Consider the following 21,749-nt stretch of genomic DNA (forward strand, 5'->3'; position numbering starts at 1 on the left):
CTCAATAGTTATTCGCGAAGGCTGATCGATGAATGCACCGGAGCCCCCCCCTGACACTCACTCAGCAATTTCAGCGACGTGTCATTCCCGATTGCTGATTCAGCGCAGCCACCTGGACCGCTTGCCGAATGGGCTCGGTTGACAGCGAGTTCTGGACATAACGTTGTTCGACTGAATTTGCATGCCATGGCTGGTTTCCGGAATTCACTGCGCGCCAGACAGTCAATTGATAAGCACCCGATCGTAGCCTGCCTATGTTCAATCACTCGAGTTGCGATAATCCGTGAAAACAGTACCAGCAGAATCTCGATTACTTCCGATTCGAAACACAACCGCGCATCGGCATCCGATCATAAAATCCATTGACCGAGGGTGCCTGCTCAGCCTGTAGCATGCACCGCTGCCGGCCTGCTTCTCGGGGACAACAGAAGCGTTAGCGCTTAGCCGAAGAGAATTCCCAAGAAACCGAATACCACCCCAATGTCCGTCGATAGAGACGAATAAAACTGATAGAGTCCCGCTCCAAACTTCACCCGCTGAACAACAGTTCCGACAACAATCAAGGTGTATTTCAGTATGCAAGCGAGCAAAAACGACGATCGAGGAAATTTCTGGCAAGCATTTGGGCCCGGAATTTTGTTCGCCGGGGCTGCCATAGGTACCTCGCATCTTGTGCAATCCACGCGCGCTGGAGCGGTGTTCGGGCTGGGCCTGTTAGGCATTATTATTTTCGCAAACTTTATCAAGTATCCCGCGTTTCGCTTTGGACCGCAGTACGCAGCGGCAACCGGGAAATCACTTGTCGAAGGCTATTTCCAGATGGGTCGGTGGGTCCTGGTACTCTACCTGCTCGGTGAAATTGCCGTGATGGCAATCATCATTGCAGCCACAGCGACCGTCACTGCCGCGATCTTAATGGCTAACGTCGGCGTCAGCGCCGATATCCGCTACATGAGTATCGGCCTGATTATCTTTGGCGTATTCGTCCTCAGCTTCGGCGGGTACAAACTGCTCGATCGACTGACGAAAATCTTCGTTGCCATACTCACGGTTGCAACAGTCATCGCCGCGATCATCTCTTTACCGAGCGTTGAATGGGAGTTTGGCCAAATACTGTTCCCCTTGTCGGATCTGCAAACGCTCGGCTTCATTATTGCTCTGATGGGTTTTATGCCCTCGGCGCTGGACCTGGCCGTCATGCAATCGCTATGGTCGGTAGCCAAGCAAAAGGCCAGCGGCGTAAGACCTTCTTTGAAGCACGCGATGACGGACTTCAACATAGGCTATTTTGCATCCGCTGTATTGGCGATCTGCTTCCTCATCATGGGTGCCGGCGTGATGCACTCGACCGGAGAAACACCAGCTCCGGGTGCGGCCGCATTTGCCGAACAGGTCATTAATCTGTACACAACCAACCTAGGCCGGGGCACTGGCGCGATCGTCGGCATTTCCGCGATGCTGGTCATGTTTACAACCTTGATCGCGGTGCTTGATGGATTCCCACGACTGCTCGCAACGTGTTTGGCGCTGTTGAAACGTGCTCCGGGCGACACCGAACTCAATATCGAGAAATCAGCACTGTTACGCGGCAGCACATTGTTTCTCGTGATCGCTGCATCGTTGGCCCTTTTGTTCCTGATGAGCTCGTTCCAGACCTTCGTCGATTTCGTAACCATTACGGCGTTTGTGGTCAGCCCAATTACCGCCGTTCTAAATCATCTGGCAATGTTCTCTCCAAGCGTACCTGCCGAGTATCGACCCAGTGCACTGCTTAGAAACTGGAGCCTGCTCGGCATCGTCGCGCTTTCCGGTCTTGCATTGATGTTTGTGTACGTGCGTTTCTTCTGAGTACAGCAGTCGCAACTATTACACTGAGTGGATATCAAACCATCAGAACGAGAGCCTTCCGGCGGTTGACCACGACCGCAGGAAGGCTTGAGACGGAACTACCGCATCAGTTTTTCTGCGGCCATTGATTTCCAGTTACTACTTACTGCTTATTGGACAGCAGTGCCTGTATGAGCATGAATTGCTACTTTCTTAGTGGAAGTTTCGTCTGTCGGGTCGGTGTCGAATCAGAGAGTTTCGAAACAACCCAAGAGTATCCTTACTCTCTTGTCATACAACCAACTCTCGCACTACTTGATGTAAGTGCAATAGCAGAATCTATTTCAAGACTTCTTAACGGAACACATACACGGCGCCGGAACTCGGTGCGCTATTGTCTCCCTGAACACCCCCTGTACCGGTAGCAATACTCGCTTCGCCAGGCGCGCCAATAGCGATGCTATCGCCGTCCAGCGAGATCGATTCACCGAAACGGTCAAACTCATTCGTGTTAGAAGCTTTTAAGTAAGTTTGTTGCGACCACGTACCAACACCGTCTCGCGTGAATACATATGCGGCGCCAGCTTGTTGCGCGCTCGTATCCGTTTCGTCGCCATTAACTCCGGTAGCCGCACTTGCTTCGTACGGCGCGCCGACCAGCAAAGTGTCGCCGAAGAGTGCGACGCTGTAACCAAACTGACCACCGCTTGCGCCAGCGGGCGCGCTGGTTGATGACTTGATATAGGCTCGCTGACTCCATACCCCACCAGTATCGCGACCGAACACATAAACCGCCCCGGCAGATGCCACGCTGTTATTGGCCTCGTCGCCACCTATGCCGGTAGCATTGCTGTCCTCCAGATTTGCACCCACCACCAGCGTGTCGCCACTTAAGTCCAGGCTATGACCGAAGCGATCCCCGGCGCCGGTCGCATCGTTTGTCGACGCTTTGACGTAGGCCTGCTGCGTCCAAATTCCGCTGCCATCGCGAGTATAGACATACACAGCGCCCGAGCCTGATGCTGTCTCATCGCCCTGATTGCCGTTGATGCCGGTCGCATTGCTGTCTTCGTCTATCGCGGCTACTGCCAGCGTGTCACCGTCGATTACGACATCCCAGCCAAAACGATCGCCTGCGTCGCTGTTTGATGCCTTGATATACGCCTGCTGACTCCAGCTTCCGGTACCGTCACGAACGTACACGTAGGCCGCGCCCGCGCCCTCCTCCGTCGTATCCGACTGATCGCCGTTCACGCCGTTCGCCGCACTCGCTTCGCCGGCCGCGCCCACGACGAGTGTGTCGCCGTCTATGGAAATACTGTCGCCGAAATTATCCCCCGGAAAAATACTGCTGGTATTCGATGCCTTAATGTATGCCTGCTGCGACCACAGACCTGCCATGTCTCTCGTATAAACATAAACGGCACCGGCGGCGGTCGCGCTGTTGCTGCCCTGATCGCCGTCAATGCCGGTGGCAGCGCTGCGCTCTGCCGGGGAGCTAACCACCAGCGTGTCGCCACTGATGGCAACGCGACGGCCGAACTGGTCCCCGGTCTCGGTATTGGATGCTTTCAGGTAAGCCTGCTGACTCCACAAACCACTACCGTCGCGGACATAGACGTACGCCGCGCCTGAACTGTTCGCGAGATCATTAGCCTGATCCTGGTCAATGCCACTGGCATTGCTGTCTTCGAGATAAGCACCTACCACCATCGTGTCGCCATCAATGGCAACGTCGTGGCCAAATGAATCGCCGCCCGCCGTATTCGATGCCTTGATGTAAGCCGTCTGCGCGAAACTGCTCGCGGCATCACGGGTTACAGTAATGCTGTAATCCTGTGCGGCTATACCGTTCTCCGCAACGACGCGCACCGATATCAACGTGGTTCCTGTGGCAAGACTTAGCGGATCGCTCGCCACACCCGACGCATTGGCCACGCCGTTCACGGTGATCGTGGCATTTGCATCTTCCGACGCTGGCGTCACCGTGCTGCTACCAACGGCAAACGGCACACCGCCTGTGTAATCGAACAAAGTCGACTGGAATATCTGATCAAAGTCGAACTCAGCGGCAGTCAGACTGGCGAGGTAGGCATTCGCCGACGCTTCGTAACTGCGCCACGGATTAATGCCCGTGTCGACGGCACGCACGATGGCGACGTCGAAGTCGTAGTCAGGCGTCGCATCCGGACCGAATTCCACGCGTAAGACGTAATCTTCGGTACAGTCCGGGCGTACGCGCATGCCACGGTTCGCCCCGTTCATCTCGTGCGTATGTGCAATGCGAATGCCGTTGCTATCGACGATCGATGCAGTGAGCGCGTTCTCCAAGCCGCTGAACAAAAACTCGATGCGGTCGCTATCCTCGGCTGGTGGCCGCGAGGTATCCGGCGGGCACAGGAGTATCGGTATATCGACAAAAGCACCTGGAGTAGCGTCTTGTACCGACACTGAAAGGTTATCGCCCACCTCCCCGGGGTTCGCAGGATTAGGCGGGCCATTGCCGATGCTGACCAACGTCGTGTTGCCATTCGGTATTTCATCGCAGGCATCGGGCAGACCATCGCCATCGGTGTCCGGCTGCAAAGGAACCGGATTGATACCTAGTTCTGGAATACCCGTGGTGTAGGCGTTGCTGTTATCAGCCGTATTGGGACACAGGTCGCAGGCATCACCGATGCCGTCGCCGTCGGTATCCGGCTGCAAACCGTCACGGCCCGCCGGGTTGGCAACGAAGTTGCAATTGTCGACATCGGAGTACAGGCCATCACCGTCGTAGTCCGGATCACAGGCATCGCCCCAACCGTTGTTATTGCCATCGAACTGATCGGTGTTCGGATCGCCGGGACAGTTGTCTTCGGTATCGGGCACCGAGTCGTTATCGTCATCTGGATCACAAGCATCGCCGGCGGCGTCGCCATCGTTATTCTGTTGTCCGGGGTTGTAGGTCAGCTCACAGTTGTCGACGCTGTTCTCGATGCCATCGTTGTCATTGTCATCGTCACACGCGCTGCCGATGCCATCCTGATCGAAATCAAGCTGTGCCGGATTCGAGACGTTCGGGCAGTTGTCGACATTGCTGTTGATGAAATCGCCGTCGGGATCGTCGACGCCATCATCAACACCGTCGCAATCGAAATCGCCGAAGCCAATTTCAGCAACCGCAAACCCATTGCGCACGGAGCAGACATTCTCATTCGTAAAGCTGTACCAGCCCGCATTGACAAAGAACTCCGCATAACCAATATCGGCTTCCCGCGCATCCACGAAACCGGCCCACTTCGGCAGGTGTCGCATCGACCAGTACAGTAATCTCTGTGCTTTCGGCACCCCCATACCGACGGTCGGGTTTGACGTATTGAACTGCTGGATATCGGTGATGTGGAAATGGGCCTTGTTCATGATCCCGCTGTTGCTGTGGACTCCACCGTTGTCGCTTTCAGTGATCACCCAGTCACTGATCTTGTCGGGCTGGCCGCAAGCTTGATCGCCATTAGGGCCGCAACTGGACCCGGCCGGATTACGCAGTGAGCGGAATGCACCGGCCCCGTTTAGTCGATCCTCGCCAATCACCCAGTCTCTGGTCGGGTCGGCGAACGCAGCCATCGTGTCCGCATAGCTCTCATTTAATGCACCAGACTGGTACTTGTAGATGAGGTTGGAGGAATTCCTGATAACCCCGTGCGTGAACTCGTGCGTCAGCAGATCGGTCGACGGGTTGCCGGTAACAATTTCGATTCCGCAGCCCGGTGTGTAAGCGCCCTGCGTGGCCGCGGCAATACCCGAATGGATGTACACCTCCAGTTGCGCGTCGTCGTCGTCAATACTGCGCTGACCCAACTCATCGAAATACCAGTTGGCCGTATTAAGTGACCACAGGCGAGTCCAGATCGCATCTTGATCGTTACTGTACGCACTGACCAAGCCGTCTTCATCGCCTGCTGTGTCGTCAAGGGTCGTTGGATTGAAACAATTGGTACCCGCGATGGTGCCGCCGTTGGCATCTTCCAGATCGAGATCAAAGTCATCGTAGACTTCGTTGAACAGAGGATTCGCGAGCAAGACACTGTTGTCATGTGCATCAATCAACATTTCGTACGGCGCGCTGCCAGCAATGGGCACCAGCCAGGCGAGTCGCGGTGCACCCTCGTTACGGCCGAGCGACGGATCAAACACGACCCGCTCTATTGGCCTGCTGGCAGTGGCCGCCGGAGACGCAAGGTATGCGCGGGCGGCATCGAGCGCAGCCTGTTCCGAAATGGCGGGAATCAGGTCGATCGGCGTTCGCGGTGCGCCCATGAAACGACCGCTCATGGTCACGATGCGACCGTTGCCACTGTCGGCCCGCAACACACCCACGATAGCCTCGGCGCCAAACACCGGTACACCGTCATAGCTTTGCGCAAAGCGCACGAAATCAAAGGTATCCGGCGCCGCCTCGCGAGTCGTATAGCGCGTAGCAAAACTCAGGCGCCGGCGTTCGGTTTCTTCGATCAGACTTTCTTGTCCGAGCAGATCCCGGTAGTTATCCAGAAAATGGCGTGCGCCCTCTTCAGCGCTGGCACCGCTCATTGGGATGTCGAGACTTATCCAACGAGGCACGCCCTGCTCATAGGCCACCCTGATCGGGATTTGCGAGGCCGCCCGCAAGCGATTAAGCCCGATCGTCTCCGGTGACTGGTAGGAGGATACCGGCGGCGGCAGCGGTGGCGGCGGTGTCGTGCCACTTCCCGAACTGCCGCCTCCGCAGCCTTGCACCACCAGCATGACCAACAGGCCTGGAATTCTGAGGAATACTTTTAAGTGCAATGGCATAGCAGACTCCTGTCGGCGGCCTGTTGTTGGCTCCGTTATCTGAACAAACGCAGCCAGAGCACGAAGCGCACAGGAATTCCTGCAGAATCTGCCGACCGCCGGTTCGCGGGCACGAATTTCGCGGCGCCGGTTACGACTTTATTGATACTGCGTGCAGGAACGCTTTGGCCGGGCGGCCGCCGGCCAGACCGCCGTACGGCGCGAGACGGACCGGTCGCAGCGGCAGTGGCACGGGCCTGTATTGCAACGGCGCGAGCTGGCAAATCCCGTGTAAACTGGCCTTCCGGGGAGACGCGATGAGCCAGAAAGAGCTTACGACCACCACGCAGCTGGTACGGAACTACAGGGACGGCGACCAGGACGCGCTGGATACCCTGTATCGCCGCTACATGCCCATGCTCCGCCGCTGGGCGTCGGGGCGGCTGCCCATCTACGGTCGCGACGTGTCCGAAACCGAAGACCTTGTGCAGGTCGCCTTCATGCGTGCGTTTAAGCAACTGGAGAAGTTTGAAGCGGAGCGGCCTGGTGCGTTTCTGGCTTATTTGCGGTCTATCCTCATGAACCTGATTCGGGACGAATTGCGCCGGACCAAGGTACGGCCCAAGTTATCGAGCATGACCCAGTCTTTTCAGGATCCCGCTTCATCCATAGTGGAAGCGGCGGTCGGCGCGGAGACCCTCGCCCAATACGAACGGGCGCTGATGCGACTTCCGGAGGAGAAACGATTTGCCGTGGTACTGCGTGTGGAGTTCGACCTCAACTACGAAGAGATTGCTCAGGAACTTCATCTGCCATCAGCCAATGCAACGCGCATGATGATATCGCGTGCATTGGTCGACCTCGCCGAACAGATGCGCAAATGAATCCTGGCGATAAACTCCTGAAGCTCGCGGAAGCGTTAGCCGATGATCGCCTCATCGACAGTGACCTTGACGACGCCGATGCCGGCACGTTCCTGTCTCTGCAACGCATTGCCCAGGCATTTCGCAGTGCAGGCAGTGGTGACGTTCCGCCCGATGAAGAGTTTGAATTCAAGTGGCGACATTTGCTGGTGAAGGAAAAAATCGGCCAGGGCGGATTCGGCAATGTCTATCGTGCCTACGATCCGATACTTCGCAGGCACGTAGCACTGAAACTGTCGCGACGTTCTCATTCCGCCGCTGAGGGCGCGATCATTGCCGAAGCTCGGCTGATGGCACGATTGCGGCACCCCAGCATCCTCGCCGTGCACGGCGCCGACACTGACAACGAGACCGCAGGCATCTGGTGCGACCTGCTCAACGGCGAGACACTCGACAGCATTTTGGAACGACAACCGCAGTGGTCGGCGGACGATATGCTGGCGGTAGCCACACCACTTGCATCAGCTATTGATGCCATACACAGCAGTGGGCTGACGCACGGCGATATCAAACCCGCCAACATCATGATCACCCCTGCCGGTGCGCCGGTTCTGATGGACTTTGGTGCGGGTCGCGAATTAAGCCGTTCCTGGAAAAGCGGTGCCGGCTCACCGTTGTTGATGGCACCGGAACAGTTCGACACATTACAAACCTCACCTGCCAGTGATATCTACGCGTTCGGTGCGTTGTTGTACCGCGTACTGAGCGGCCGCTATCCGGTGGTAGCCGCCAACCTCGAATCGCTGGAGGAAATGCACAGAGCGGCTATAGGTCCGGACTGGTCACTGGTGAACAGGCGGTTCCGGCCATTGCTAAAACGAATGTTGCGACGAGCTCCCGACGAGCGGCCAGGGGCGGCCGAGGTCAGCAAGTCAATTGCGGCACTGGTGTCCGCGCCGCAGCGCCGTCGCCGCCACTATGCGGTAGCTACCATTATCGCCAGCCTTGCAATTGGTTTGATACTGGCAACGGATGGGACGCGCCGGGCACTGGAGGCAGAGCGTCAGGCGCTGGAGGAAAAGACCGGCGCACAGGCATCACTGGATTTCCTGCAGCAACTGTTGCTGTCGCCAACTGGCATTAATCAGGGCGCCAATGTACGCATGCTGGACGCGGTAAACATGGCGCATTCCCGCTTGCAGGCCAATCCTCCGCAGTCCGCGTTTGTGCGGGCAAAAGTGGAACAGACACTCGGCCTCACCTATCAGAATCTCGATGAATACCAAAAAGCCGACGAACTACTGAAGACTGCGCTGGACTGGTACAGCGATGGTTCCGTCGAATGCTGCGAGGACGAGGTTACAACCCGTATCGCACTTGCTGAGAACGGTCTCTCACGCGGCGATGTAGATAGTGCAATGATGCAACTCGAGCACGCCGAAGCAGCGCTCGACAATGCGAGTATCGATGCACCGGCGCTACGAATCGCGGTATTGAAAGTTCGCGCCGACGCACTGTTTGGCAAAGGCGAATCGGCTCAGGCTCTCGAATTGCAACAGCGAGCGCTCGCTCTGGCCGAAGACAATGCCGATGTGAGTGACGAAGTAAGCGCCGACCTAAGAGCGGAATTGTCAGCCACTCTGCGACAGATTGGCGATATCGATGCGTCGGAATTGACTGCAAGAGAGTCACTCCAATGGTTCGAAGACAATCTCGGCGGAGAGAACTTCAAGACCGTGAAGGCGCGGCACGCTGCGAGCACCGCAGTATTGTTGCGTGGAGATTTTGTCGAGTCGGAACGACTCTCGCGTATCAACCTCAAGATACTCGATGCGGTGGAGCCGGAAGCAAGTACCGATCGCTTCAGCGTCCTCGTCAACATACTCGATGTCCTGAACCAGACCGGCCGGCTCGAAGAAGCGTTGGCTCTGGCCACCGAATTGCATTCGCTTTCAGCACAGCTACACGGTCCGACGCACCACAGAACACTCCAGGCGCAGGGCAACGTCGGAGTAACACTGACGATGCTGGGACGCTACGCCGAGGCGGCGGACGTATTTCGCGAGAACTGGCGCGCGCAACAGGTCGTCCTCGGTGAATATGCACTCGACACGCTGGTCAGCCGTGGCAATTTCGCTGAAGCCTTGCTGCATTCCGGCCAACTTCGCGAAGCCGAACGCGTGGCAATGGGTTCGCATGATGCCAACGTCGAAGCACTGGGTGCCGACCATTTCGCCACGTTGTATTTTGCGGACATTCTTGCGCTGGCGAAATTGCGCCTTGGCGAAACAAAAACGGCAATTAGCTCGTTCCAAGAAAACCTGGCAAACAAACAACGCGTACTCGGTGATGACAACCGCATGACCTGGGATACGCGCGGCTACCTGGTCGAAGCATTACTGAGTGATGATCAGCAGGACCGCGCAATGCCGCTTGCCGAAAGCCTGCTCGATTACCGACGGGCACAACACGGTGAGGAGCACCCCATCACCATGGAAGCGAGGGCGCTCCTGACCAAAGCCGGTAAGACAGCCTCTCACTAGCCCGCCCGCCAGACCTATAGACCGCTCTCACCGGGTTGCGCCGGCGATCCCACGATACTTACTGCGCGAATAAGGCTGTGCGCTTTCCAGCCCGTCAACGTTTACCTGTTGTAGACATCAAACGGGAGACGGAAATGCGGACACGATTCTCAAGAGCAGCTTTCTTGCCGTTGCTGTCGCTACTGATAGTGGCGTGCGGCGGCGGTGGTGGTGGCAACGCCGGTGGAAGTGGCGGCGGCGGTGGCGGCGGCGGTGGCGGCGGCGGTGGTGGTAGCGGAGGAGGCGGAACGACCTTACCAACCAGCCCTATCGTCTACCTTGCCGCGGAGACCAACCTCAACGAGGTTAACTTATACCTTGCTGATGCCGACGCACCGGGTACATCGGTGCAGCTCAATCCGACCATAGCGATGCCAAGCTTTATCGACTTGTTCGCGATGTCACCGAACAATGATTACGTCGTCTTTGTCGCCGACCTCAATACGGTCGGCCACTTTCAGCTTTACATGGTCGACTTCGCGACTCCCGGTACCGCGGTAGGATTGACACAAACACTGCCAGCAGACGCCGACGTCATAGAATTCCAGATCAGCCCGGATGGCACCCAGGTCATCTACCGGGCGGATCAGGATACTGACGGTGTCAATGAACTCTATATCGTTGATGTCAGCACGCCTGCAACATCGACGAAACTCAATGCTCCGCTGGTAACGAATGGCGACGTGAGTAGCGAGATAGTCTTTAGTCCTGACGGCACACAGGTGATGTACGCGGCAGACCAGAATATCAACGGATTGTTTGAACTGTTCCTGGTCGACCCGGCTGTGCCCGGTGTCACCACCAGAGTCAACGGAACATTTCCCGCGGCCACGACTTTGCGCCTGGGGGCCAAGTTCAGTCCCGACAGCAACTGGATCGCCTACTCGGCCGACCCGGATGTTCAGGGCGTCTCGGAACTCTACGTCGTGTCGACGTCCACCCCGGGCATGGCGACCAAAGTGAACCCGCCGTATTCGGGTAACAGCGACGTGTGCCGCTGGGAGTTCAGCCCGGATTCTTCACGCATAGTGTATTGCGCCGACCAGGACACCGCCGACGTCGAAGAACTATACCTTGTCGAAATGAGTGCGCTGGGTATCGCAGCCAAACTAAACTCGGCACTGGTTAACGGCGGCGATGTCCAGCCTGACTTCAAGATCAGCGCTGATAGCAGTTTTGTCGCTTACCGGGCAGACCAGGACGTCGATGAAGTTCATGAACTCTATTGGGTGGACCTCTCGGCACCCGCTGTAGCTTTGAAGCTCAACAGTCCAATGCCCGACTTCGGCGGCGGTGCATCGGGTGACGTCTTCGCTTTTCGGATACGTCCTGATGATATTGCTGTCATTTACAGCGCGGACCAGATAACAAATGGTGTGATCGAATTGTTCGAGGTGTCTGCGGGCAGTGTGGGCGTGTCCACCAGAGTTCATCCGGGCCTTGCCGGGAACACCGTGTACCCTTTCGAGTACACGGCCGACAGCAGCAAGATCATTTACGCTGCTGACCAGGATACGGCAGCCGCCAACGACCTTTATGCCGTCGACGTCGCGAGTCTCGGTACGTCAGAAAGAGTGAATCCGACGCTCGCAAGTGGCGGTAGCGTGCAGGATTTTGTGATCCCCCAATAGCTCTGGGCTGAGACCAGTAAACGGTGGCAGACAGACTCAATGTCTGCCACCCACTCCTTGGCGAACTCGCGTAAGAATAGCGGGTATTGACCTGACGGCGTATGACGTTGCCAGCCGAAGCTCTGCTCCGGACAGATCAACCGCAACGGCGGTAGAACTGCAAATGTGGCAACTTTGAATGCACTGAAGTATGTTCAGGTGCACTCAATTGAACCGCCGCCAACATGCAAGGAACCGCGCGTGATCCGTACCGAAACTGACCTGCAGGAATGCCGCAAGCTCTGGGCGATGTTCTCGCCTCAGCTGGATGCATGGGATGACTGGGACCTGATGTACGCGTTTCATGATCCGGACAAACATCGCTTGAATTTCCTTGTGCATTACTCTAACGGCGAAAGCCCCGATGGCTTGCTTCCGCTCGTTCACGACACCGGCCTGAACCGTTACATGTTGATGGGCGGCAGCTACCCCGATGGCCGAGTTCTGTGGCTGCGGTATGAGGATTTTCCGGAATTCTTCCAGCAGTTTCCCGAAAGAACGGTTTTGTTCGATCTCAAGCAAAGCTGGGTCGACGGCCTATTGCAACTCTATCCGGAGTTCAACCCACACTTTGCCGAACCGGATCTGCGTTACTTCCTGGCTCCGCCGGAGTTCGAGTTCGACTTCGACAGACATCTCAACAAACTGCCCGCCGATAAGAAACCGAAGTTTCTTTACGATCTGCGTAACATTCGCAAACGTGAGCTAACCCTGCAATGGAGCGAGAAGGACGAAGCAGACCTGTTTGTCGACCTGGTGAACCGAAATTTCGGCGCTGAATCAGACTACGCCAATCCGGAAGATGCCAGGGAAGTACACAGGGTCGTTCACGAGTTGGAGCGTAGCGACCGCCTTAGAACGATGACCATTGAAGTAGATGGCGTCCGCCAGGCCGTTTCGTTGTCATTGCTACACAACAACAAGATGGTTGCGCTCTACGCCTCAAGCAACAATGACTACAACAATCTGGGCAAACTGCTCAATGTCGAAACTATTAATGAAGCCTGCCGACTACGTGTGGACGAAATCAGCTTTATGGTTGGCATGCAATGGAAGGCAAACTGGAAAATGAACAGCGAGTCTTGTAACACGATGCGTAAGCCAATTGCGCCATGGCCTGCATCGTAGTATCCGGTTTGCGGTAGCAACTTCAGGTTATGCCATGGCATATGCACCTCGCCGTAAGACAAATCATTGCGGCCAGCCGAAGAAACGAGTTCATATCACTGCTAAGTCGTATTGAATCAGGCATAAGGATTCGACGTGTATTGCTGCGGGTTTGGCGCTCGGCAAAATTTAGGCAACCGATACCGAAAAAAATGAGCAATGAATCGTGGCGGTACTGATTGCAGGCGGCGGTATCGCCGGACTAACCCTGGGTCTGACACTCCATCAGATCGGCGTGCCATTTCGCATCTACGAACGCAGCGCACGTTTCAGCCCGCTAGGCGTCGGTATCAATTTGCAGCCCAACGCCGTTCGCGAGCTGTATGACCTTGGTTTGAAACCAATGCTTGAGCGCGTCGGGATTCGCACGCGCGAATATGGGTTCTTCTCAAAATCCGGGCGTCAAATCTGGGTTGAGGAACGTGGCAAATGGGCCGGCTACCGGTGGCCACAATATTCCATTCATCGCGGCAAACTACAGATGGCGCTACTAGAGGCGCTTGTTGATAGAGCTGGGCCAACCTGCATCGTACCGGGACACCGGGCCAGTGCATTCAGAAACAACGACTCTGCAGCGGAACTCCAGCTCGAAACAACGGCCGGCACCAAAGTCGTGGAAGGTGAACTGATCATCGGAGCGGATGGCATCCATTCGGCCATCAGGTCACAAATGTACCCGGACGAAGGCCCGCCGATCTGGAATGGGGCATTGCTCTGGCGCGGCACCACGATGGCAAAACCGTTTCGTACTGGCGCATCGATGGCACTCGCAGGCCACGACAATCAGCGAATAGTGCTGTATCCGATCAGCCCACCCGATGAAAGTACCGGTCTGGCTACGATCAACTGGATAGCCGAACTTCGGGTTGACCCGGCCCAAACATGGCGCAAGGAAGACTGGAATCGTCCGGCCGATCTGAACGAGTTCCTGCCTGCTTTTCTACACTGGCAGTTTGACTGGCTCGATGTACCGGCGCTCATTCGAGGCGCCGAAAAAGTGTACGAATACCCGATGGTGGATCGCGACCCTGTGGATCGCTGGTCCGATGGCCGCGTGACGCTGATGGGCGATGCCGCACACCCTACTTATCCGGTCGGTTCTAACGGTGCAAGCCAGGCCATTGTTGATGCCCGGGTTATCGGCGCCGAGTTTCTCGCTCACGGAGTTAACCCGGATGCGTTGCTCGCGTACGAGGAAAAAAACCGACCACACACCCGCAACGTCATTCTTGCCAACCGAGGAAGCGGTCCGGACAAGGTTATGCAAACAGTCGAGGATCGTTGCGGCGGTGTCTTCAATTGTATCGAAGATATCATCACCAACGATGAACTGGCCGCACACGCCGCCGCCTACAAATCAATAGCAGGATTCGGAATTGACGCATTGAATTCGAGCCCACCGACAATCGATACCAGTCGCCTACGTTAGTGACCTGGACCCGACCCAGCGTTGCGATACGCGAAACCGCGTAGAGCCGAAGCCCTTGGATCGCCGGGTATTAGGACTCTGCGCAATGCCTTCTCAGTGACACAGCCCGGCGATGTTGTTCTCACCAAATAAGAATTCCAAGACGCCAGGAATATCTGGCTCCGCATCGTACTGCTTTCGTGCCCTTGCCATTATGCCGTTGAAGAGTTGCTGACTACGAAGGTCGTTCAGCTGATCTGCATTCAGTCTCACCTTCAGAGATCTGGTTGAATACGTAACCTCCTGCAAACCGGCGTAATATCGGCCCCGTAGTGCTGACGTTACACATTTTCGTTATACTGCCGCGCTCTATACAACAACAAGACTCCACAAGGGAACGACCATGCGCTTGCGACACCTTCTGATTGGCCTGCTTGCCGTGACAGCTGCTTCCTGGGCGACTGCCCAGCCGAAATACGACCGCCTTGAACTGGAGATCACAGTGAATAAGCCTGCTGCAGAAGTCTGGTCAAAGATCGGTGGCTACTGCGACATCAGCGAATGGTTGGGCCTGGAATGCGAAATCACCCAAGGCGACGGTGGAATTGGTACCGTTCGGGTTCTGAATGGAACCATTGTGGAGCCCATGGTTGCCCAGACCGAATTGTCCTACGGCTATACCCAGCCTGTGACCGAGGGTGAGTATTACACCCTTTATCATGGCTTCATCGAAGCACGACCAATCAACGCAACCACGTCCAAACTTCTTTACACCGTGATGTGGGATACGTCCCAGCAGAGTAAGGACGAAATGGAGGCCGGCTTCGACCGACGCCGGAACCTTTTTACGGCGGGATTAGCGAAAATGAAGGAAATCGCCGAGACGGAATAGCGCGATATCTACTTCACAAATCAGGCTGGCCGCAATGAACTGTGGCGAAGCCTTGGGAACGGACGTTTTGAGGACATCACCGAGAAATCCGGACTGGGCGTCGATGACCGAATCGGTGTTGCTGCATCATTTGCAGATATCGACAACGACGGTGACCCGGACCTCTTTTTGACGAACGTTCGAGTGGGCAACTTGCTATTTGAGAATGATGGCAAGGGTCGCTTCAAAGACGTAACCAATCATTCCGGAACAGGTCTTACGGCGCATTCGTCCGGCCCGGTATTCTTCGACTATGATCGCGATGGCTTGCTGGATCTCTTCGATTCCAATGTCGGTCGATACACCACAGATACACTCTCGAACGTAACTCTTTACACGGATAAAGGACAGGCGGAAAGCCGTTAAGCACCTCAGCCAATCCGATGCTGGCGACATTGGTCGTCCACCGCGACCCGGTGATTCTCACAGAGTACTCAACAGCCTGCGACCAGCCAAACGCCATCACTTCATCAGTGTGGCATCGCGACAAAGTCGTTGCAGGTACCGTTGATTTCTTCACAGCCGTGCAACCAATGGTCGGTCACTTCCCTCGTGATGTGCCGGGCGACCTCTGCACTTGCCGCCACAGCGGCGCTGCAATCGTCTCGGAGTTCCGGCCGGTGTTGGAGACGATTCGATGACCCACTGACGATTTATCAGGAACAAAGAGAGGTCTTTGACCGCAGACGGTTCGCGGCCTTCCATCAGCCTGAAAGCAAAAGTCGGGTCACGAAAAGCTGGACTTCATATTGATCAGACGGCAGTCTGATGCGGCGCCACAACTACGACAATAAAAAAGAGGGATGTAATTGTGACTCAGCAAAATCCGGAGAATGCCCACACGTCTTACATCATCCTTATCAGCTGTATAGCGACACTGGGAGGCTTTCTGTTCGGCTTCGACAGTGGCGTGATAAACGGGACGGTCGACGGATTGCAAACAGCATTCAATTCGGACAGTGTCGGTACCGGCTTTAATGTTGCCTCAATGCTTCTTGGTTGTGCTGTTGGCGCCTATTTTGCGGGTCGCCTGGCTGACCGCTTCGGTCGCCGTGCAATCATGCGGGTCGCTGCAGTGTTGTTCGTGATCAGTGCGTGGGGATCGGGCATTGCAACCGGTTCGCTTGAGTTTGTTGTCTATCGAGTACTCGGCGGCCTCGCAGTTGGTGCAGCCAGCGTTCTTGCGCCGGCTTACATCAGCGAGGTTTCACCTGCGCGATACCGCGGTTCACTGGCCACAGTCCAACAGATCGCAATCATCTCCGGCCTGTTCATCGCGTTTTTCAGCAACTATCTGCTGGCAAACGCGGCCGGTTCGTCAATGACCGAGTTCTGGCTGGGTTACGCGGCCTGGCGCTGGATGTACTGGGTCGAAATTCTGCCGGCATCCGCCTTCTTCATCGCATTGTTTTTCATTCCGGAAAGTCCGCGCTACCTCGTACTGCGTCGCAAGAAAATCGAAGCTGAGCAGGTACTGACCAAGTTGCTTGGCGCCGTCGCGGCAAAGACCAAGGTCGAGGAAATTGATGCGTCTCTCGCCTCGGACCATCACGTTCCGAAACTCAGGGACCTGCTGGATCCGAAGACGAAGCGCTTACGCACACTCGCCTGGGTTGGTATCGGCTTGGCAACCTTCCAGCAATTGGTTGGCATCAACGTCGTCTTTTATTACGGTGCAGTGCTGTGGCAATCGGTTGGCTTCACGGAGGGTGACGCGTTGCTTATCAATGTCCTCAGTGGCGCCCTGAGCATCGGAGCGGTGGTTGTTGCGCTGCTGTTGGTCGACAGAATCGGCAGGAAGCCCTTGCTGCTTGTTGGTTCCATCGGCATGGCAGTATCACTCGGAACGCTTGTCATCGCGTTTCTGAATGCGACAACGGCAGCGGACGGCTCTCTGACACTCGAAGGCATTTACGGACCACTGGCGCTGATCGCTGCAAATGTTTACGTGATGTTTTTCAACGGCTCCTGGGGTCCGGTGATGTGGGTCATGCTCGGTGAAATGTTCCCTAACCAGATTCGAGGCACCGGTCTTGCAGTGAGCGGCCTGGTGCAATGGTTGGCGAATTTCGGCATAACACTGACGTTCCCGATCATGCTAACGACTATCGGGCTCGCAGGGGCTTACGGTTTCTACACGGTTTGTGCGGCGATTTCGATTGTGTTCGTAGCGAAGATGGTGCACGAAACCCGTGGCGTCGAACTCGAGGACATGAAAGGCTAGTCGGCCATTGGATTAGACAACGTCCCAATACGGTCAGTGGCTATCTCTCCGATCCGCCAGTCATCTTGCGCTCGCTCGTTGACTCATCGGAGAATCGAGCCAACCCCATTTCGCACTCAGGCGGAGGTTACAGGGACTTCAATCCGTCCCGCCGCGCAACGAAACTTTCCTCTGGAGCTAGTTTCCCCTGTCACAAACTCAATAGTTGCACCTAAACAAGTGGAGAGCCCAACGTGATCGCACCAAGAATATTGATAACCGTCCTGCTGAGCATTCTGTCGACCGCCAGCATTGCACAACAATCAAGCATTAATAGTCTTTTCCAGACAGATTTGCCCGATATCGAAGGTCGAGAGGCGGTTGTTCTCGAAGTCTCCTATCCGCCAGGCGTGGCATCGGCGAGTCACCGCCACAATGCACATACGTTCGTCTATGTCCTTGAGGGAACGGTCGAAATGCAGGTGGCCGGTGGTGAGCTGCAAAGACTGACTGTTGGGCAAACGTTTTACGAAACACCGAACGATATCCACACTGTGTCGCGTAACGCCAGTGAGACCGAACCGGCGAAGGTTCTGGTGTTTTTCATCAAGATGAAAAACGCACCCGCTGTGGAGCCTGCCGGCGATTAACCGGCCCCTTAGTACGTTCGCGACCGGGCTCGTTTCTGCGAGTTTCAGTGGAATAAGCTTGTAGAAGCGACTTCGGTCGCGGATAGCTATGGCAATGGTTCAATGACCTGCTTAATCAAGTAGTCATTCCTCTAACCGATTACCACACTCTGAAGATGCTTCTGACCGCGACCTGGTTACGGCAACAAGTTTCCGCTGAATTCGTCGATAAGGTCGGTTTGTACGTGCTCTCGAGAGTCGCGTTGCCGTAACCCTGACTCCGGTGACGACCTCTTCTGAAAAATGGCTCAGTAATACACCATTTTTCATGAGACACCCGATACAAACAATCTTCATAGCCGCCCTACTAAGCCCGACAGATACCGTAAGCAGCGCACGATAGTTTAGATAGCGATACTGCTGCGAATACGCTCTAGCGAATAGACTTCGGGACTCAACTGTTTTCAGCAGGCATTGCGGCACTTGTCCTTGATTGGACAGTCCAGGCAGATTGACTAGGCCGCATCATAAGTAGATGATATGAAATCCATTAAAAGGATGGCTGGAAATCACAAACGTACCTCAAACATCGTCGTTTAATCGATAGATTGTTAGTCAATGGTCGTACAATAAAAATCTTTGTGATTACTCATTAAATCAAAACACAGAAACCTACATAATGAACATTATATTTAGCAAAAGTTACTTGTTGTTAGTATTAGTCATCGCTTCTGTACCGGCTTATGCAGATACTTCAGTTAGCGCTGGCGAAGAACACACATGCGTACTGAAATCGAACGGAAAGGCTTATTGTTGGGGGGATAATGCAGTAGGCCAACTGGGCAACGGTTCCACTAAGTCCAGCATGACTCCCGTCGCCGTTGCCGGTGGAATTGAATTTAAGTCCATTAGTGCTGGCTGGGATCACACCTGCGGTGTATCAGTGGACAACGAGGCTTATTGTTGGGGACGTGGCCGCTATGGACGACTCGGCAACAATTCTTCGGAAAACAGCCTGGTTCCAACAGCGGTCTCCGGTGGACTGTCTTTCGAATCAGTCAATTCCGGGTTAGCGCACACCTGTGGAATAACCACAGACGGCAACGCCTTCTGCTGGGGACGAGGTGAAGATGGAATACTTGGGCGTGACTCAGTCGAAAGTTCCCTGGTACCCGTACCTGTTTCTGGTGGACTTACTTTTGGCTCAATAAACGCCGGATCAGCTACGACATGTGGCATTACAACGAATGGCGACGCCTATTGCTGGGGCGCAAGTGATTTCGGCAATTTGTTGGGGCTGGGGCCAAACGATCGTGACAGAAAGCTCGTTCCAGGACGCGTGGCAGGTAACTTTGAATTCAAACCAAACTCAATAAGTGTTGGACTTGATCATGTTTGCGCCATTAGTACGGCAGATAAAGCTGTCTGCTGGGGACGCGGCCGGTATGGCAAGTTAGGTATTGGAACTTCAGGTGCATTGGGCGTTATCGAGAATTTGATGGTGCCAAGAGAAGTGAAAGGCAATTCCTCATTTGTTTCGCTGGCAACCGGGGTATTTCAAACCTGCGGCATTGCGACTGATGGCAAAGCCTTTTGTTGGGGAAGAAATGCATTTGGGCAGCTGGGCGATGGTACAACGACTATGCAAGTCGAACCTGTAGCTGTATCAACTGACTTAACTTTTGAAGGCATTACCATTGGTGATGATCATACCTGCGGAGTTTCTTCTAGTGATGACGTTTATTGCTGGGGAGATGGCAACGCCGGAAAACTTGGAACACGTTCGACTGACAATAAACTGACTCCTACTAAAGTAAAATTATGATGATTCAAAAACAATTAATCGAAAAAGTCATGTCTAAGAAGCTAATAGTTATTCTGCTTGGATTACTTACATTAGTTAGTGCCAATTCACATGCACAACGCCTGCAGCAGAATCAGGAGCAGTTCCAGGTTCTTTTGTTTACGAAATCTCTGGACTATCAGCACCTTTCTGTTCCGAGTGGCGTGCAGATGTTCAAAGAGTTGAGCCAGGACAATCACTTTGGCCTCACCTGGACTGAACAATCTGACGCCTTTGACGATCAGGCACAGCTGAATAAGATGGATGTGGTTGTATTCATGAATACATCCGGAGATATTCTAAATGACAACCAACGAAAGGCACTTCAGAATTACATCCATCAGGGCGGAAATTTTGTAGCGATACACTCTGCCTCATTCACCATGATGGAATGGCCTTGGTATGTGAAACTCGTTGGTGGTGTGTGGAACCGCCATCCAAATCCAGGTATTTGGACCGCAGTTGCTAATAATGAAATGCCGGATCACCCATCAACCGCACATTTACCGAAGAAATGGGTAGTGACTGAAGAGTGGTACAACTATTTGGAACTGTCGGACAATATTGAAGTTGTTTTGACTGTAGATGAAACCACCTTTCCTGGGGGCAAGATGCCGGACTACCATCCGATGGCTTGGTACCAGGAAGATTTTGAAGGCGGAAGATCGTTTCATACAGGTTTAGGCCATCCGGAAGGCATTTATGAAGAGCCGTGGTTCAGACAACATATTTTGGGCGCAGTGTGGTGGGCTGCAACTGGCGGCAAAGCGTTCGAATAGTCAATTGAGCATATGCCGTCAAATTACATAGTTGACTAACCATTAAAAATTAAATGTTTCTTTGGTTGGCGCCATGTATTCGATGAGTGCGTAAGCTTCCGCGTCAATGACACAGTTCAGGATTAAAGTTTCTGGCGTTCTCGATCTGCCGTCGGAACATAGCAGGAAATTTTTTTCCTGGGCTGTCGTTCTTCGTTGTTTTCAATAATCCAGACCCGCTTGATTTCCCGGACTTGCCGTAACGTTTCCTGCACGATTGCATTCTGGTTTGAATTTCCTGGTCGCGTGTAGTTCAGCCCGAAGCCTCGCGTTTCGCACCATTCGTGCGTCAGCAGCTCCTGATCAATGCGAGCAACTACCTGGTCGTCTTGTACGTTCGCGTTGGGCACGCTCATTCCGGACATACTCGGAAAGCAAGCTCCAGGACCCGTGCAAACACCGTACACCGCCATTATTGTCTACCCCGCCGCTGGCACCAATTCAGCTGGTGCGCCAGCTCAGCTAGTCCGCAGAGGCCGATTACACGCCCGGCTGCCCCGGGTTATCCGACGTGAAGGCTCTCCATAGGGTGAGGATTCGAGTTCGTTCGGATTGTCGTGACGCCAACTCAGACCACCCAGGGTGCCATAGACCCGCAGCGTCAGATTGCTCTCATTTCCAGGCGCAATCTCTAGCCCAAAGTACACCTTTGGCCCCGCCCTTGAATCGCATCAGGATATTGACGTAATCGTCCAACTGGCGGCCGCTCACATGGGAAAAGGACGTTATTCGGCGTAACAATTGAGACCACTTCAACGCCATCGTCACGGGCGGCTTCCGCAGCTATCATCGGTGCGACATCTTTGTAGGCTCAATCTACTGGCAAGCCAATTTCCAGCGCCGATGCCAGTGCGCGCTGCGGGTCAGACGACAACGCGCCAGCGCAAAAGTCGTACTCGTCATCGATACGCGCCGCGATTCGGTGCACCGCACCGATGAAAGCGCCCTGACCACCGCCGACCATTCCCAGTCGCACGCGATTCGGGCCGGAATTTGATAACTGCGGCTAGCTCA

13 protein-coding genes and 2 pseudogenes are annotated in these 21,749 nt (G+C 54.8%); 12 read left to right on the forward strand and 3 right to left on the reverse strand.

Going from position 1 to position 21,749, the window contains the following annotated elements; all coding sequences use genetic code 11:
- The first annotated feature begins 576 nt into the window (after window positions 1–576).
- Window positions 577–1,848 (forward strand): Nramp family divalent metal transporter, encoded by a 1,272-nt coding sequence (locus tag AC0L8N_RS04585; RefSeq protein ID WP_473666397.1) that lies wholly within the window; start codon window positions 577–579, stop codon window positions 1,846–1,848.
- A 333-nt stretch (window positions 1,849–2,181) separates the two neighbouring features.
- Here the strand turns inward: AC0L8N_RS04585 and AC0L8N_RS04590 are convergent, their stop codons facing one another.
- Window positions 2,182–6,642 (reverse strand): thrombospondin type 3 repeat-containing protein, encoded by a 4,461-nt coding sequence (locus tag AC0L8N_RS04590; RefSeq protein ID WP_473666398.1) that lies wholly within the window; start codon window positions 6,640–6,642, stop codon window positions 2,182–2,184.
- Window positions 6,643–6,938: 296 nt separating this feature from the next.
- Here AC0L8N_RS04590 and AC0L8N_RS04595 point away from each other — a divergent pair, with 296 nt between their 5' ends.
- The 11 genes from AC0L8N_RS04595 to AC0L8N_RS04645 all read left to right on the forward strand — a co-directional run bounded on the left by AC0L8N_RS04595 (window position 6,939) and on the right by AC0L8N_RS04645 (window position 20,696).
- Window positions 6,939–7,505, forward strand: coding sequence for an RNA polymerase sigma factor (locus tag AC0L8N_RS04595; RefSeq protein ID WP_473666399.1), 567 nt, complete (start codon window positions 6,939–6,941; stop codon window positions 7,503–7,505).
- Complete coding sequence (locus AC0L8N_RS04600; protein ID WP_473666400.1) at window positions 7,502–10,027, forward strand: serine/threonine-protein kinase; 2,526 nt, start codon at window positions 7,502–7,504, stop codon at window positions 10,025–10,027. Before AC0L8N_RS04595 ends, AC0L8N_RS04600 begins: the two co-directional genes overlap by 4 nt.
- A 134-nt stretch (window positions 10,028–10,161) precedes the next feature.
- Complete coding sequence (locus AC0L8N_RS04605) at window positions 10,162–11,697, forward strand: TolB family protein (RefSeq protein WP_473666401.1); 1,536 nt, start codon at window positions 10,162–10,164, stop codon at window positions 11,695–11,697.
- A 240-nt stretch (window positions 11,698–11,937) separates the two neighbouring features.
- Complete coding sequence (locus AC0L8N_RS04610) at window positions 11,938–12,864, forward strand: GNAT family N-acetyltransferase (RefSeq protein WP_473666402.1); 927 nt, start codon at window positions 11,938–11,940, stop codon at window positions 12,862–12,864.
- Window positions 12,865–13,069: 205 nt separating this feature from the next.
- Window positions 13,070–14,332: a flavin-dependent oxidoreductase gene (locus AC0L8N_RS04615; RefSeq protein WP_473666403.1), complete on the forward strand. Its 1,263-nt coding sequence runs from the start codon at window positions 13,070–13,072 to the stop codon at window positions 14,330–14,332.
- Between the two features lie 382 nt (window positions 14,333–14,714).
- A complete protein-coding gene (locus AC0L8N_RS04620) occupies window positions 14,715–15,203 on the forward strand; it encodes an SRPBCC family protein (RefSeq protein WP_473666404.1) in 489 nt (162 codons plus the stop codon).
- Window positions 15,204–15,209: 6 nt separating this feature from the next.
- A complete protein-coding gene (locus AC0L8N_RS04625) occupies window positions 15,210–15,608 on the forward strand; it encodes an FG-GAP repeat domain-containing protein (RefSeq protein ID WP_473670035.1) in 399 nt (132 codons plus the stop codon).
- A 424-nt stretch (window positions 15,609–16,032) separates the two neighbouring features.
- Window positions 16,033–17,466 carry a sugar porter family MFS transporter gene (locus AC0L8N_RS04630; RefSeq protein ID WP_473670037.1) on the forward strand — a complete coding sequence of 478 codons (1,434 nt, stop codon included), beginning with the start codon at window positions 16,033–16,035 and terminating at the stop codon, window positions 17,464–17,466.
- Window positions 17,467–17,699: 233 nt separating this feature from the next.
- Complete coding sequence (locus AC0L8N_RS04635) at window positions 17,700–18,095, forward strand: cupin domain-containing protein (protein WP_473666405.1); 396 nt, start codon at window positions 17,700–17,702, stop codon at window positions 18,093–18,095.
- Between the two features lie 658 nt (window positions 18,096–18,753).
- The gene (locus AC0L8N_RS04640) at window positions 18,754–19,899 is read left to right on the forward strand and encodes an RCC1 domain-containing protein (RefSeq protein ID WP_473666407.1); all 1,146 of its coding nucleotides are present in this window, start codon (window positions 18,754–18,756) and stop codon (window positions 19,897–19,899) included.
- Entirely contained in the window at window positions 19,899–20,696 is a 798-nt protein-coding gene (locus tag AC0L8N_RS04645; protein WP_473666408.1) for a ThuA domain-containing protein, read from the forward strand. The genes AC0L8N_RS04640 and AC0L8N_RS04645 overlap by 1 nt, the downstream gene beginning before the upstream one ends.
- A gap of 103 nt (window positions 20,697–20,799) precedes the next feature.
- Here the strand turns inward: AC0L8N_RS04645 and AC0L8N_RS04650 are convergent.
- Window positions 20,800–21,019, reverse strand: a pseudogene (locus AC0L8N_RS04650) (IS3 family transposase); the annotation flags it as partial.
- Between the two features lie 210 nt (window positions 21,020–21,229).
- Window positions 21,230–21,699 (reverse strand): annotated as a pseudogene (locus AC0L8N_RS04655) (Gfo/Idh/MocA family protein); the annotation flags it as partial.
- Between the last annotated feature and the right edge of the window lie 50 nt (window positions 21,700–21,749).

The organism is Woeseia sp. D3-10, assembly GCF_055809415.1.